Raw genomic sequence first — 15933 nt, 5'->3', positions numbered from 1 at the left:
CCGAATTAGAATCTAGAAATTTTAAATATGAAGAATTGATTAGCCCTGTACAATTATGGAATAACAAAGTTATTGATATCCCCACTGACCCCAAGGTGAAGATTGAAAAAGTGACAAAAGAAAACTACCAAGAAGCAATCGAGATAGAGGGTAGTATAAAAGAGTTCGGTGGCCTGGAAGTAATGGAAAAGGTCTTTGAGGAGCAATTTAATCACCCAGCATTCACTCATTATCTCCTTCGTTATGATGGGGTAGCCTGCTCTACGGCTTGTATTTTTGAAGATGGCAATCAAGCAAGAATGGAAAGTGTAGCAACATTAGAAGCATTTAGAGGAAAAGGATTAATTGGACAAATCATTCATTATATTCAGCAAGAAGTTACAAAAAAGGGAATTGAAAAGCTATGGGTTTTCCCTATAAATGAAGCCATCGAAAAGGTCTATCAAAAATATGGTTTTGAGACAGTACATAAAGCAGTAGCGGGTCATGCATTTTTAAGCGGGAAAAGTATTAAAGAAATTCAAAGTTAATCTTCATAATAGCTTGGTTCGTATTAATCGAACTAAGCTTTTATTTATAAATCTCTTCATCTTTGTAGATTCAATTTATAGCTAGCTATATACCCATAACATTATATAAGTAAAAGAGGTTATTAAAATGAAATATGCCCGATTTTTATATTTTAGTATAGTATTTATATTTATGGTGTTATTTATAAATTTATATATTCTTACTGAACCATTCCACCATATCGTTTTTATGATAGTCGGTATAACTTTTATTATATCTACCTTTGTATATTATAAATATCAAGAAAAGAGTTAAAATGGATTAATTAGCTATTCTTCATTTAATTCCTTAAAATAATTCTCAATTACTTCGGGGAGCACTTCTGCCCGAAGGATCGATAGTTTATTCGTCCCAGGGCTGGTTTCTATAAGAACTGATTCTGTACCATCATCATACTGAATAACGGTGAATTGCCGAATCATTGACGGGCTTCCTTTCTCGCTTTTTAATACGTCATATGCCTCTTTAGAAAAATATTTCTCATAACCTTGCTCCAACAAATGGTGAACACTCGTGAATTTGTCTGAGGATCTTAACTCTTGATAAAGTTCCAAGGAATCTTCTGGCTTCGTGTAGTAGTCATATAACAAGGGACCAAAAGAAATCACAACTATTAGCAATATCACGATTACTTGAATGATTGGTTTCCTCATATCACTTTCCTCCCTTTAGAAATGCTAAAAGAAACACTGTTCGTAGATTTAAATTTATATGATTATACCATGTGAATTATAAATGGGGTATATTTCCAAAAAAAGAAGCAATCGGATTGTCTCGATTTTAAAGAGTAGTGTTGATAATATCTTGTTAGATGGGTACGTGGATGTAACTTATAATGAGGATACCACGCAACTGGCGACTTTGAATTCCTCATTTCTACTAGGTACGAATAAAAGGAATAAACGATTTGCTTACCTACTAATTATTTTTAATTTTGACTTTTCGTTTGACTTTTTTAATTCCAAATATTACAATCAAATTAAGGTTAACGAAGTGTTAATCAAAATACCTTTGGAAAAGAATTTTTTCTTCAGAAGGAGTGACAAACATGTCTAACGAAGAAGCACTAAAGCAGTATGATATCAGAAAATATAAAACACCGGACGGCTATACATCAGATATCGCAGTTTTTACAATAGTTGCAGAGAACAAGGAAGAGCATAAACCACCTATCATGTCTCTGAAGCTAATGCTGATCCAGCGGGCCTTACTGAACGCAGAAGGCGATACTAATATAGAGGCAGGAAAATGGGCGCTACCAGGGGGTTTTGTTCAAGAGGATGAAACTGCTTTGGAAGCAGCTAAGAGAGAGCTTGAGGAAGAAACAGGCGTTGAAAATGTACTCATCAAACATTTCGGGGTGTATGACACACCTGGTAGAGATCCCCGTGGATGGATAATTACAAATGCACATTACGCTATTGTTCCGATGGATTACCTTTCTAAAAGAAAGGCTGCAGATGATGCAGCGGAAGTGGAGTTATTCTCCATTGAGGAAGTGTTAAATCTTCCATTAGCATTCGACCATCGGGAAATCATTACAGATGCTATTCACATGATTACAAATGATTTGCTCCAAACGACTGTTGCTAAAAACTTCTTGCCAAAACATTTCACTTATTCAGAGCTGCAAGCAGTGTTAGCAACTGTAACTGATGAACCAGGTATCCTTAGCGAGCAATCCTTTGCTAGGAAAATAAAAACGCTGCCGTTTATTCAAAAAGTGGAAGGAAAGAAAACGCAAAGAACATCTAAGTCTCCTGCTGCATTATACGAATTTTTGGAAATGGATATTGTAAAGTCTATTTACACGGCTAGATATTAATTTTTTTATTTTTATTGATTAACAATTTGTTTATTAAAATAATATTTAGGAGGAAATGAAAATGAAAGCACTTATTAACATTGATTACACGAATGACTTCGTTGCAACGGATGGTGCATTGACGTGCGGGAAGCCAGGGCAAGATATTGAGCAAGAGATCAGTCGACTAACAGAATCTTTTATCAAGGAAAATCAGTACGTAGTGTTTGCAATAGACGTACATCATTTAAATGATCCGTATCATCCGGAAACTAAATTGTTCCCTGCTCACAATTTAGAAGGAACAGAAGGCAGACATTTATACGGGAGTCTACAAGATATTTATGACAACCATAAAGATAGTAAACAAGTATATTGGATGGACAAAACAAGATACTCAGCTTTCGCGGGAACAGATTTAGAGATAAAATTACGCGAAAGAGGAATTACCGAGGTTCATTTAGTTGGAGTATGTACGGATATATGTGTGCTTCATACTGCAGTGGATGCATACAACAAAGGCTTTAAAGTCATTGTGCACAAGGATGCAGTCGCTAGTTTCAATCAAGTAGGACATGACTGGGCTCTAGGTCATTTCCAAGGGTCTATAGGGGCAGAGGTTATTTAATCGAAATTTAGACTGGGAGGTTTGTACAATGGAACGATTATATAAAGACGATAGCTTAGCTCTTCATACGGACCTGTATCAAATTAATATGGCCCAAACGTATTGGAGAGATGGATTTCATAATCAAAAATCGGTGTTCGAAGTTTATTTTCGTAAGCTGCCATTTGGGAATGGCTATGCTATTTTTGCTGGTCTGGAGAGAGTGATCGAATTTATCAACAACTTCCATTTCTCTGAGACAGATATCGATTATTTAAGAGACCAAGGCTATGAAGAGGAATACTTAGATTACCTGAAGGGTATTCGATTTACTGGTACATTACGAAGCCTTAAAGAAGGCGAGCTAGTTTTCCCGAATGAGCCAATTATGCGTATAGAGGCACCACTGGCCGAGGCACAGCTAATTGAAACACCTATTTTAAATATCATCAACTTCCAAACGCTTATTGCAACGAAGGCAGCACGTATTAAACAAGTGGTTGGAGAAGATACAACATTGGAATTTGGTACTCGTCGAGCACAGGAAATGGATGCTGCTATCTGGGGCACAAGAGCTGCTTATATTGCAGGCTTCGATGGAACGTCCAATGTGAGAGCTGGAAAACTGTTTGGAATTCCTATTGCAGGCACACACGCACATTCATTGGTTCAGGCTTATATCGACGAATATACAGCGTTCACCAAGTATGCAGAGAGTCATAAGGATTGTGTGTTTTTAGTAGATACGTACGATACATTGAGATCTGGTGTGCCCAATGCAATCCGAGTAGCGAAGGAACAAGGAGATAAGATTAATTTTAAGGGTATCCGATTGGACAGCGGAGATTTGGCCTACTTATCTAAAGAGGCTAGAAAGATGCTAGACGAAGCAGGATTTAAAGACACGAAAATATCTGCCTCTAACGATTTAGATGAGGCAACAATTTTAAACCTGAAGGCGCAAGGGGCCAAAATCGATACATGGGGAATCGGGACCAAACTAATAACAGCATTTGACCAACCGGCACTAGGAGCGGTCTACAAAATAGTATCTATTGAAGGAACGGACGGAGAAATGGTAGACACCATCAAAATAAGTGCAAATCCTGAAAAGGTTTCGACACCTGGTTTGAAAAGAGTCTACCGAATCATAAATCGCAACAATGGCAAATCAGAAGGGGACTACATTGCTTTAGAAACCGAAGAGCCACAAAAAGAAGAGCGATTAAAGATGTTCCACCCGGTTCATACATTCATAAGTAAGTTCGTGACCAATTTTGAGGCAAGAGAGCTGCATCATACAATTTTTGAAAACGGCAAGCTTACGTACAAAACTCCTTCTATATTAGAGATTCGAGAAAATGTTCAAGAAAATCTAGAGCTACTATGGGATGAATATAAGCGCCCGTTAAATCCAGAAGAGTATCCGGTCGATCTGAGCCAAAAATGCTGGGATAATAAAATGAATCGCATCGCAGAAATCAAAGAAAAAACGCAGCAAATGATGAAACAGAAAAAATAGCTTATAGGGGGAGTAAATATGGCTAGGATCGGAATCTATGGATCGTCCTTTGATCCCATCACGAATGTCCATTTATGGACAGCAAGTACGATTGGGCGCAGATGTCGTTTAGATAAAGTAATCTTTTTACCTTGTTCGCACAAAAGAAGAGATAAAGAGATGAATGTTGCAGACAACCATCGTTGGAATATGATCTTACTCGCTATCGAAAACAATGAAAAATTCGAGGCAGATGATTATGAGATGAACCAGGAAGCATGGAATGCAAATACGTATCAAACGATGAAGCATTTCAAAGAAAAATACCCAAATGATGAAGTATTCTTCATAATGGGAGCAGATTTACTCATAGACATTGGAGCAGGCAAATGGAAAAACGGTGAAGATCTAGTAAAGGAAAATAAATTTATCGTCATGGCTAGGGATGGAATAGATATGCTCAAGGTAATCAGCAAGTCCCCAATCTTAAGAAACAACGATGAAGGATTCCACCTCATAGACAAGGGACTAGCAATGGAAATCAGTTCTTCCTATATTAGAGATGAATTTGCAATGGGTGGAGAACCGAGATATCTTCTTCCAGACAAATGTTATGAGTACATCGTTGCAAATGCACTGTATCAAAGGGAATAACTAAAGGCGCCTAGTTAAACCATAGGCGCTTATTTAAGATTAATTGAAAATTTTTATAGTCTAACAAATGAAACTATAAAAACGGGAGACATGAACTCATGATCAGAATGCACAATTTACCTGAAAATATCAAAGAAGCTTTAAAACCTTATTATACCAAAGATGAAAAACCAGATGTATTTCCTGCAAAGTTTTCATTTAAAGGAGAGCTTTATTACTATTTTACATTCGCTCCTGCAGCTGAACAGGTGATTTTACGCAACGATGGAAGTGCTCCTTACTTCGAGGAGATAAAGGAAGAAGCGCTACTAGCAAACAATTTTAATGTTTGTATAGAGAAGTTTGTACATATTGGAGCTGGATGGGCAACTGCAAACAGGCTAGGTAACTATGAAAACTATAAAAACATACTTACTCAAATTGAAAGGAAATTAGGTCCTTTACCGGAAGATGTACAAAAAGCGTATAATGTAGCCAAGCATGTTCCTGATATAATAATAGACAATCAACATCAAATAGTAGATGCCGTGAAAAAGGCGGACGAGTTGTGGAAAGTAGCAAGTGATAAAGAGCTGGTTACCGATCTGGATGAAGAAAAAATGGAGTCTTATTTAGTTGAAATGATTCAGGCACAGGTTAGGCAAAATGATATCCAAATTAAAACAGATGAGGAAAGAAGGATAATTAGTGAATTTGTTTCCTCAAAAAAATGGGTTAATTTACACGCATTTATATTATCCATCAGGCTAAAACCCTTTGATAAATACATGTTTAGTAGAAATCATGAGGATGCCGGCGATTGGGCTGAGCTTAGAGATATGGCGCTATATAGTAATCGAAAAGCAGAGGAAGTAAAGGATCATTATATGATTTTCGATGCCCTAAGAAATCCTAGATTAAAAAGTGAAGGTATTTAGACGAGAGGATAAATTAAAATATTGTTACGTCACCCTATCGTTCTTAGTGTTTTAAACACGTTAAGAACGATAGGGATTTTTTAGTGTTTACAGAGCAACATTGACGGAAGATAAAGTGATTATTCTCGTGCCACAAAAGTGTATTCAAAACACAAAATAGCAAAACAGTCTCTAGTACAGGATAATCTACTACTATATAATATATGATGCATGAAAGATCAATTTGAACGGAGAAAAATTATTGACGCACATTCTAGTAGTAATATTAGCAGGTATCATAAGTTTGTTTCTTAGTTTATATATACGAGTTAAAGCTAAGGATACTCCGGGAGTAAAGTCGTATATTTTAGTTACAATATTGTCATCGATTTTCACATTTGCTTATGCCTTTGAATTAGCAAGCACGAGCTTAAAAGAAATGAAGTTTTGGCTTGGAGTAGAATACCTTGCCATGCCATTCATTCCTGTATTTGTTCTATTTATGTGTATGGAGTATGTAGGACGCAAGATTAAAACATGGAACTATGCTATTTTCATCATTCCCATCACTACGATATTTATGATGCAAACAAGTGGGTTACAGGTCGGTAAAATTATTACCTTTATTAATGTTACGGAAAAAGTACAGATGGAAGCAAAATTAAAACAATTAGCAAGCTTAGATGGCTTAACCCAGGTATTAAATCGTACATTCTTTATGAAAAAATCGGAAATGTTATTGGATGATTTATTGATAGATGGGGGAAGTATCTCCATTGTAATGTTCGACATTGATCATTTTAAAAGGGTTAATGACACGTATGGGCACGAGGCAGGAGATATAATATTGACTCGTATTACAAGTATAGTAAAAGAAAAATTACGATTTGTAGACTATATGGGTCGCTACGGGGGAGAAGAGTTCATTATTTGTATGCCAGATACTTCTTTGATGGAGGCTGCTAATAGAGCAAATTTAATTCGACAAGCAGTTGCAGAAAGCTTAGTCGTTTTTAATAAAGAAGAAATACAAGTAACATCAAGTTTCGGGATATCTCATGCTCTTCTGGAAGTAGGAGAGGATAGATATTCCATTCAACAGCTAATTAGAGAAGCTGACCAAGCGTTATATGCTGCAAAAAATAAAGGTAGGAACTGTGTAGCATTATATAATGTTGACGAGCTATTGCTTCAAATCTAATAAAGACAAGTGAGTAAACAGGTGGTCTGTTTACTCTTTTTTTGTAAATAAGAATAAAGACTTAGGATTACTTAATACAATAGACTTAATTTTTCTGAATATAAGTAATCCTTATGAATTGTTTTAATGATTAAATCCATTTCTTCCTTTACCTTTCTTTATAATAAATGGAATATTATAGATAAAAAGAGATTGCTAGAGGAGGAGAAAGTATGCCTAGATCTAGGGGAATATTGTATAATAATGAAAACAGGCAATCCTTCCTAACACCGAACATTTGGAGTGGTAGCCTATGAAAATATTAGACGTAGATTTACTTCAAGATGGATTGAAACGAAATATAGCTATGCTTGAGCGCCTGAGAAATGAGACAGAGAATATCGAAAGAACGGTAAGTGGCTTAGTTGAAATGGACAAGCTTTTGAAGGGAGCAGGAGGCAATGCCATCCGCGACTTCTACGCAGAATGTCACCTGCCCTTTCTACAATTCTTCCAGCTGTTCTCCGTCACCTTTCTTCAGAAGCTACAGCAAATGGAATCTGCCCTCCTATCACTAGAGCCAGATCCAGCCGGATACGTAAGGCAAGATTTTCTAGAGGGGGAGCTAGAGCAAGGACTAACATTGATAGGTAATCTGACAGAAGACCTCACGAATGAGGCGAACAGTATCATGGATAGTGTCAGTGATATCGTGGCCCTGCCTCATCTCGATGACAGTGCAGTTCAGGAAGGCGTAATTAATTCCAAAAAGAAGCGGGATGACACTGTACAAAAGTTGAACGAGTTCGATTACTCTCAGACCGTATCAATGAATCCTGTGGAACAGGATCTACAGGTCCTGCAAGACTGCCTTTTAGAAATGGAGGGACTCTTCCAAAACGGGTTGTCTGATATCCACTTTCAGATGTCACAGTGGAGTGTGAACCCCGCAAGAAAGAGGCTGGTATGGGATCTTGCAACCCGTGAATCGACTCTTCCGATGTTAAAAAAGTACCCTTTAACCGAGGAACTATCCAATATGCTCCAAACTTATCTCCAAGGGGTGTCACCCATCTCGTTTGGACTTGGTGGGCAGGTTTCAAGACCAAATGTTTTTATGGGTCCTGCAGTGAATAAGAGTAACGGGAATCCTCTCCATTTGAATTTCTGGAAGAACAACCTGGTTCCATCCGTGGAACAGCTGATTAGCGCCACAGAGGCGCAAATACTCATCAATGAAGCAGTGAATGTAAAAAAAGTTACCGATGAATATGGTAGCTTTTCAGAAGAGAGTGTGATCGAAGGAACTTATTATACATTACCGGATGGGAAGATTATACGACAATATTATGGTAGGACAGGTGCCCAACAGTATAAATATGTTCAGATTATTCCGGAAGAACGAATAGGCAGTGTAAAAACATTAGAAGACATATTCCCTCCCATAACAAAGATAGAAGAATTTTTAATAGGGAACATCATCGCCATGTCAGAGGATCCTTCACCGGAATCCGTTGCGGAAGCCGCATTATTCACCGTTTTCAAGCCACTTAAAATGGTGGATAAGGTTAGTGATGTTATTAAAGATGGGAAAAAGAAGATAGAAAAGATTGAGGATAAGAGTCCAGGGAAAGCTGATAAGAAGGAGAAAACTAAAAGTGCTAAGAGATTAAGGGAGCAATATTTAGGTAGGACACCAAGCAAAAAGTCCCGGACTGGAAATGAAGTAATAGAAAGAATGAAGAATGAAAATCCACCAAAAATCAGAACAACACGTGGCGGTAAAACAGAGTTTATGGATAGTGAAGGAGAATGGCATGATATCAGTGAGGCAGATATGGCTCATATAACCGATGCTGTTTCATGGTGGAATGAAGTTGGAAGACATTATGGTCCGAAGTCAAAGGAAGTAAGGGAATGGATGTTAGACTCAGATAATTATGTATTAGACCATTATAGTCTCAATCGTTCAGCAGGTGCAAAATTAGGTGAGACCTATTTGCCACCAAAAAAATAATTGGAGGTAGAATTGTTTGGAACTAGATGATAAAATTTATGCCCAAATTATACGGTTATGCGAAGAAGGAGATTCTTTAATTGATGAGGAAGAGTTTGATAAAGCAATAGAAAAGTATTCCATTGCCTTAGAACTAGTACCATTACCGAAAACTGACTGGGAAGCAAGTACTTGGATTTTTACCGCATTGGGTGACACGTATTTTATCAATGAGGATTATGATATGGCTAAGAATAATTTCTATAATGCCCTAAATTGCCCGAATGGCTTTTCAAATCCATTGATTCTCATGAGACTTGGAGAGAGCTTATTCGAATGCAGGGAGTTGGAAAAAGCAAAGGAATACTTGTTAAAGGCATACCTGTTAGAAGGTTATAAGATATTTAACGAGGAAGATGATAAGTATTTTGAATTAATTAGAGATATTATTTGAGGAGGAAATTAATGTGGCTAAACTACAATCCCCTATAAAGGAGAAATTTGAAACCCTTGTAAACAAGAGTAATGAACAATTTGAAAATGGTAAACATAATGACTCTATTATAACCCTAGAGGAAGCATGGGATTTATTGCCTGAACCGAAAGGGGTTTATAGTGAAGAAAGCTTTCATCTAGTAAAGGATATTATTGATACATGTTTTATTATAAAAGATTATAAAAAAGCAAAAGAATGGTCTGATAAAATTTATTTAACAGGATTAGCACGAAAAGATACTGGTAAAAAAGAATTTATTTCAGGGAAAGTTGCATTTGAATTGGGAGAAGTAGAGGTAGCAAAAGAATTTTTTTTTATTGCGAATAAGAAATCAGAAGGCAGATGTTTTGAGGGTGAGGATACCAAATATCTAAGATGCTTTAAAAGTTAGAGAAGTTCTCTAGTTTAAAGTAAGTCTAGCTATCATTGGGAATACGAGCTTTATCACGTAAATAACGGTACCCAAGATCAAAACAATGAGTTTGAAGCCTGCTAGACTATTAAAATATTTAAGATACCCATATCTAAGAAAAAAAGGGCATTAGACTATAATAATGGTCGGTAAGAATAAAATTGTTAGAATCAAGTCGCACCGAACTTATTTCATAAATAAAATATGGAAACTACAAATATTTTGATGTAACCTTGATTGGCTTAATTCCTTTCAAGGTTTATTTTTTTAGGCTATCTTGTAGTGAATGAGCCAATAATATGAAGAGTAGAACCCCTAAAGCAAGAATTTTTAGAAGGGGAGCTGGAGCAGGGTCTAACACTGATCGGCAACCTGACAGAAGCCCTCACGAATGAGGCGAACAGTATCATGGACAGTGTCAGTGATATCGTTGCCCTGCCTCATCTCGATGACAGTGCAGTCCAGGAAGGTGTCATTAATTCCAAAAAGAAGCGGGATGACACTGTACAAAAGTTGAACGAGTTCGATTACTCTCAGACCGTGTCATTGAATCCTGTGGAACAGGACATTCAGACGATGGACACATGGCTAACGGATATAGAAGGAATGTTTCAAAGTGGTCTAACTGATGTCCATTTTCAGCCGAGTCGCTGGGGGATCTTGGCTTCGAGAAATACTTTGAAAATAGAGTTGGAGGCACGTACCTCACGGATTCCAGGAGACACCGCTGTCCAACCAAATAATTATGACTTGATGACCATGTTTTCCACTTTTTTATCAGGGGCAAGCCCAATCCAATTTGGGTACGGAGGATTTATACGAAAACCAACCGTTTTATATGGTCCTAGTATTTTAGGTTTTGCTAGTCTTCCTACCCATTCAACCACAAAAAATATAAATGAAAATGTGAAAGATGAATCGAATGAACTGGACGAAATTTACGCTGCAATTTTAAAAAGTAATCCAGAATTGGCAAAAGATAGTCCTTCAACTCCTCAAACATATTACGCGAATGAACCTATTACCTACGAGGGAATGAGGAAAGTGCTAGGTGGAAATGGATCCGGAACTCCGGATGGATTATTTGCCATGGGAGTAGGTTTGAGTATAGCTTCTAAAAAGGGTGGAGAAATCGCGGCAGATGGGGAAGGACTTATTAGAGCATGTCATTGAAGTCCAAAAGAAAGCGGAGAAAGCAAAGGATACGGCTAAGGATGCTAAAAAATCCGTGGATGATTTTGAAAGTAAGGGTAACGATAAATATAATACGGGTACTATGAAACACATATATCATGGCGAAATTAATAAACGTGGGAAAGCAGTTGGATATCATCATGAGAGTATGATGGGTGGAAAGATTATTCCAGGGACGGAGAAGTTGCCTGATAAAAATGGAGTTTATATGGCTAAAATTGAAGTTGGTGGGGTCAGAAAAGTAGCTGATTCGACTTTCTTCCCTAAGGAATGGAACCGTGTTGATGTGTTAGCAGCTATTGATGAAGCTTATCAATCTAAACAACAGATAGGTTCAAATAAGTATAAAGGCATAACTTCATCAGGAATTAAAATAGAAATGTACTTAAATAAGGATGGTTCAATAGCTACAGCATATCCATTGTATAAAAAATAGAATAGTAGGTGAGTAAGATAAATGAGATATTCTTATGAATTTAAGGAAGATCCATTTGGTGATATTGGAATTGTTTTACCGGAAGATATAAGTCTTTTCTCTGACTTTATTGGAAATATTTCAACAGAAGATCAAGTGGATGAATATATAGAATATATTAAGAGAGTTTTAGAAGGGGTATATGAAGACTTTGAAATTGAATTAAATGCTACAAGTATTTTCATACAAAAAGATGTGATAATTGTTGAAAATAATTTCCGAACCGAAGAACCTTATAGAAATAAAATGGAAACTGAACAATTTATAGAGTTATTGTTAATATGGAGAGATAAAATTCAAGAAATATTAAAAGGTTGATGTTTAAAATAACGTAAATGTTTTTAGTGAGGTATATAGTTAAACTTGTAACCTATATCTTAAATCCTAAAATATTTCATTTGCGCCTGATTAAGAAATAATTCATTGTATAATTCCTTGATTGGCTATAGGCCTTTCAAGGTTTCTTTATTAGAAAAAGGCTATGTTAAAGGTAAAGGTTGATTAATAATACACATAAAAATGAGCTGGAATACGAATCTCCAGGAAGAAGATAATTATTATCTTTCCGATGGACAAAAGGCTATTATTCGCTGCCTTTGATTATAATTCATATATAGTAGAACAAGTAGACTAAGTTACCCCATCAAATATCTGAAAAGGAGTGATTAAGTTGCAAAACCATATTACAACCTCAATAGTTTTATATGGAAAAAAAGATCACACTTATTCAAATAGCTGGATTAAGTTTTACAATAATGCAAAAGAGTTTACAACCAAATTAGGATTTAGCCCAACTCATATTGGTATATTTGGTCAATCATTTAAAACAGCAGAAATTAAGGATATAAATAAAATAGAGAATAAACTAGTTAAATCTTTAGAAAAGAATGAAGAAACTCTTGCCATTTCCATTTATTCTTTACCAGAGAATTTTAATTCAGCTGCGTTTGATTATGAAGTATTTATAAGTTTAGAAAAATTAGATGACAACGACTATATGTTAATTGCTACATTTAAAGATGAAATATATAATTTTGTAGATGAAAGGGATTTTATTGAACAATTTAGTAATTATATAAAGTTTGAGGCAGGGAAAATTTTTAAATTGTCTAATCTCGAAAGTCCTCAGATTTATGCTTCTAAAGCAAATTCATTACAGGCTTTTAAAACACTAGAAATACTAAAGGATTTTCTTTAAGATGAAATTTATTGAATATCCAAGGGTCGTTAGAAAAGGGATACTCAAAAATAAATAGTTCAACAAATACCTTGATTGTTTAAAACCCTTTCAAGGTTTTATTTTTATTGAAATGAAGTCAAGTATTCAATTGGTAAACAAATAAATAAATTTTTTTGCAGTAGATATAGTGAATATGAATTCAACATTTAAATTAAGCGACTCACAATACAAATATTTAATTGACAAAGGAGTTGTAAAATAGTGAGATTAGTTAACACCTATCTCTCAGAACATGAATTAAAGAAAGAAGATATTGAAGTGATTTGCAATATTTTTAAGAAACAATATGATAAAAATATAGAAGTAAATAGCTATAAATATGATGATCGTAAATATTATGAAACTGATATTGATATAATTGACATAGAATTTCTAAAGGAGAGTATTTATAAAGAAATTGATAAGTTGATTAAGGTTCATGAAATGGTTATTCAATTAGTTAACCAAAATGTAGAAATAATTGTAGCTAATGATGATACTGATACGGAAATTCAAATATTTGAAAAAAATTGGAATGATATATCTGGATTTGGATTATTTATTACTTCAAGAAATATTCAAGATGTTGAACCCTATTATACTTCTGATACTTGTAACGCATATGTGAATTTTGAAAATGTTAGCTTTGGAGTAATGTTCGAATAATGTTTATTATGTAGAGACAGGTCTTCCACTTCCTTTTTTGTAATCCTTAACAAAAAACATTAAAATATAGGATGAATGAATGATTTACTATCCTCCATAGCATTCATTACGAGTACTAAAGTCTACTCTTTCTTTTTTACCATTGGATATTAGCTGACCTTTTCCAGCATAATAGAGGAATAATTCATTATGGAAAAGATGGTGCGCGTATAGTGGGGGGAGAAGAATGGCTGTGGGATTTATAGTGAAATATTACTGGTATCAAGTCGGGCATGGTGATTTCTTACATTCTTTTTTCTCTACAATAAGTTATCATTTAGAACAAAATGGATGGGGAACTGAATATCCTTTATTATTAAATGAACTTTATAACGGGAAACTTGATAGTAAGAATATTATTAGCGCTATAAATGAATTAGAAGCAATTAAAAAGAAATTACAGGATTTTAACCCCTCACATGTTATATGGGACATTAATGACTTATCTAAAAGCCCGCCTTGGGGTGATAATATTAGTAAGGATATCACAAACTTATCTAATTATTTTATAACAAGTGAGGGTGAGGACTTAATTGATATTTTAATGAAAGCATTGGAGAAGGGTCAAAAAACTAATTCCGATGTTTTGATAGAAAACTTGTAAATAATATATTTACACATGATGACCTTGAAATTAGATCAAGGTCATTTTCTTATTCTTTAGGTGATACGTAGAGAAATACACTCCTCAAATAGAGAATATAACAAAAAAGTATGGTTTAGATTTAGATGATGAATGGAATAAGGAATTATTACCTCATCAAGGGAGACACCCAAATGCATATCATGATTATGTATTAGATAAACTGAGTACTTATGATAGATTAGCTAAAGGAGATAGGGAGCAATTTCTTAAGTTGTATGAAGGGTTAAAGAAGGAAGTAAGAGATAATCCAGATATGCTTTATAAAGAATATGGGAGGTCAAAATGAAATATTTTAAACTAATTTTAGATGACAGCAACGATAATGATGTAGTTGTTCAATGTGAGGATACACAAGGATTTGAGCAGTATGAGTTAAAAGAAGGGAATTTTTTAGAAAATTGGAATGACAATATCACTTTTTATTTTAATCTACATGATGGAAATAGATTTAATGACTATCTAGCAAATAATTTAGGCTGGTTCATCGTATCAAAAAAGTTTAAGGATGTTATAAAAAAAATTGAAGAAGATGTCCAATTTCTACCTGTAAATGTTGTGGATTTTGAAAGTAAATATCAAATAGAGAATGATGAATATTTTGTAGCAAATGTATTAGGGATAGTTGACGCATTAAATCTAGAAAACTCAGATTATAGTGTTATGGATTTAGACAGTGAAAAGATATATTCTGTAAGAAAATATGCAGTATCAGAAGACAAAATTAAAAACAAAAATTTATTCAAATTAAAGGGAGATGAAATTCCATTATTCGTATCAGAAACTTTTAAGCGATTAGTTAAAGAAAGTAATATTACTGGCTGCAAATTTCTAGAAATAAGAAATAGCTAATAGTTTTCTAGGAAACCTTGAGGGATAACCTTTAAGGTTTCTTTTTGTGGGGCTGTCCATGTCCGAATAAAATTCTTTTAATTTAGAGAATAGAGATAACAATTATAAGTACTATATAATGTTTTAACAAATTCATTAGAACGTACAATATCTTTAAAACGTATGGCCTAACTACAACGAAACAGATAGCTCGCACACGTTGATTCGGCTGAAGTAGCAGAGGTTGCAGAAAGGTTTATTGTTTTTTCAGTCCCTGCTATGCTTCTGTTCATTGAGGGAAAAGAATATTTGCGGGAAGCACGCATGGTCCATCTGAGTCTTTTCGAAGAGAAATTACAAAAAATTTATAAAGGCTATAAAAATGAAAGGCTATTTCTAGCATGAGCTAGGAATAGCCTTTCGTTTTTATCTAATAGGGAAATAAAATTGATTTGCTGCAAGATAAACAACTCATCATTATAAAGCGTCTAAGAGCAAACCCATACTTGCATATATAATTACCGTAAAGTAAATCACAATCATATGGATTAATGAGAATTTAAACATTTTGTTTGCCCAGTCTTTCATATCCATTTTGCGTGTTCCGAATAAGCTTAATCCCAACCAAAATAGACCTAAAACGAGTGAAACTAATGTGAGACCTAAGCTAAGCGGTAAAAACAAAAAGCTAGATAGCACTAATAGAATTAAATAGAAATTTGTTTGGATATATGTGCGTCTTCCTGCTTT

17 protein-coding genes and 3 pseudogenes are annotated in these 15933 nt (G+C 34.9%); 18 read left to right on the top strand and 2 right to left on the bottom strand.

Annotated elements, in window-relative coordinates:
* The coding region (locus tag AC06OU_RS15525) for a GNAT family N-acetyltransferase (protein ID WP_475856975.1) at positions 1–530 on the top strand (530 nt) is incomplete at its 5' end.
* A 309-nt stretch (positions 531–839) separates the two neighbouring features.
* Here the strand turns inward: AC06OU_RS15525 and AC06OU_RS15520 are convergent.
* Positions 840–1223, bottom strand: a complete 384-nt coding sequence (locus tag AC06OU_RS15520) for a hypothetical protein (RefSeq protein WP_475856974.1) — start codon at positions 1221–1223, stop codon at positions 840–842.
* Between the two features lie 395 nt (positions 1224–1618).
* Here AC06OU_RS15520 and AC06OU_RS15515 point away from each other — a divergent pair, with 395 nt between their 5' ends.
* From AC06OU_RS15515 to AC06OU_RS15435, 17 genes and pseudogenes are all read left to right on the top strand, one after another.
* A complete protein-coding gene (locus AC06OU_RS15515; RefSeq protein WP_475856973.1) occupies positions 1619–2395 on the top strand; it encodes an NUDIX domain-containing protein in 777 nt (258 codons plus the stop codon).
* Positions 2396–2450: 55 nt separating this feature from the next.
* Positions 2451–3002, top strand: a complete 552-nt coding sequence (locus tag AC06OU_RS15510) for a cysteine hydrolase family protein (protein ID WP_475856972.1) — start codon at positions 2451–2453, stop codon at positions 3000–3002.
* A gap of 28 nt (positions 3003–3030) precedes the next feature.
* Positions 3031–4503, top strand: a complete 1473-nt coding sequence (locus AC06OU_RS15505; protein WP_475856971.1) for a nicotinate phosphoribosyltransferase — start codon at positions 3031–3033, stop codon at positions 4501–4503.
* Positions 4504–4521: 18 nt separating this feature from the next.
* On the top strand, positions 4522–5136 hold the full coding sequence (gene nadD, locus AC06OU_RS15500; RefSeq protein ID WP_475856970.1) for a nicotinate (nicotinamide) nucleotide adenylyltransferase: 615 nt from the start codon (positions 4522–4524) through the stop codon (positions 5134–5136).
* Between the two features lie 98 nt (positions 5137–5234).
* Positions 5235–6053 (top strand): hypothetical protein, encoded by an 819-nt coding sequence (locus AC06OU_RS15495; RefSeq protein ID WP_475856969.1) that lies wholly within the window; start codon positions 5235–5237, stop codon positions 6051–6053.
* Between the two features lie 241 nt (positions 6054–6294).
* Positions 6295–7233: a GGDEF domain-containing protein gene (locus AC06OU_RS15490; protein ID WP_475856968.1), complete on the top strand. Its 939-nt coding sequence runs from the start codon at positions 6295–6297 to the stop codon at positions 7231–7233.
* A 292-nt stretch (positions 7234–7525) separates the two neighbouring features.
* Positions 7526–9229, top strand: a complete 1704-nt coding sequence (locus AC06OU_RS15485) for a T7SS effector LXG polymorphic toxin (protein WP_475856967.1) — start codon at positions 7526–7528, stop codon at positions 9227–9229.
* 16 nt (positions 9230–9245) lie between these two features.
* Positions 9246–9662 carry a tetratricopeptide repeat protein gene (locus tag AC06OU_RS15480; RefSeq protein WP_475856966.1) on the top strand — a complete coding sequence of 139 codons (417 nt, stop codon included), beginning with the start codon at positions 9246–9248 and terminating at the stop codon, positions 9660–9662.
* A gap of 13 nt (positions 9663–9675) precedes the next feature.
* The gene (locus tag AC06OU_RS15475; RefSeq protein WP_475856964.1) at positions 9676–10095 is read left to right on the top strand and encodes a hypothetical protein; all 420 of its coding nucleotides are present in this window, start codon (positions 9676–9678) and stop codon (positions 10093–10095) included.
* A gap of 348 nt (positions 10096–10443) precedes the next feature.
* A pseudogene (locus tag AC06OU_RS15470) lies at positions 10444–11289 on the top strand (T7SS effector LXG polymorphic toxin); the annotation flags it as partial.
* On the top strand, positions 11258–11746 hold the full coding sequence (locus AC06OU_RS15465; RefSeq protein ID WP_475856962.1) for an EndoU domain-containing protein: 489 nt from the start codon (positions 11258–11260) through the stop codon (positions 11744–11746). The pseudogene AC06OU_RS15470 and the gene AC06OU_RS15465, both read left to right, overlap by 32 nt.
* Before the next feature lie 21 nt (positions 11747–11767).
* Positions 11768–12103, top strand: coding sequence for a tRNA-Val4 (locus AC06OU_RS15460; RefSeq protein ID WP_475856960.1), 336 nt, complete (start codon positions 11768–11770; stop codon positions 12101–12103).
* Between the two features lie 352 nt (positions 12104–12455).
* Complete coding sequence (locus AC06OU_RS15455; protein WP_475856958.1) at positions 12456–12983, top strand: hypothetical protein; 528 nt, start codon at positions 12456–12458, stop codon at positions 12981–12983.
* Between the two features lie 243 nt (positions 12984–13226).
* A complete protein-coding gene (locus AC06OU_RS15450; protein ID WP_475856957.1) occupies positions 13227–13670 on the top strand; it encodes a hypothetical protein in 444 nt (147 codons plus the stop codon).
* Positions 13671–13896: 226 nt separating this feature from the next.
* Positions 13897–14313 carry an immunity 70 family protein gene (locus AC06OU_RS15445; protein WP_475856955.1) on the top strand — a complete coding sequence of 139 codons (417 nt, stop codon included), beginning with the start codon at positions 13897–13899 and terminating at the stop codon, positions 14311–14313.
* An 85-nt stretch (positions 14314–14398) separates the two neighbouring features.
* A pseudogene (locus AC06OU_RS15440) lies at positions 14399–14641 on the top strand (AHH domain-containing protein); the annotation flags it as partial.
* Positions 14638–15204, top strand: a complete 567-nt coding sequence (locus AC06OU_RS15435; protein WP_475856953.1) for an imm11 family protein — start codon at positions 14638–14640, stop codon at positions 15202–15204. The pseudogene AC06OU_RS15440 and the gene AC06OU_RS15435, both read left to right, overlap by 4 nt.
* Positions 15205–15660: 456 nt before the next feature.
* On the opposite strand, the pseudogene AC06OU_RS15430 reads toward AC06OU_RS15435, so the two are convergent.
* Positions 15661–15933: pseudogene (locus AC06OU_RS15430) on the bottom strand (protoheme IX farnesyltransferase); the annotation flags it as partial.

The organism is Psychrobacillus sp. (assembly GCF_056205495.1).
The sequence above is the reverse complement of the archived record's forward strand: the minus strand, read 5'-3'. Positions and strand labels throughout refer to the sequence as shown.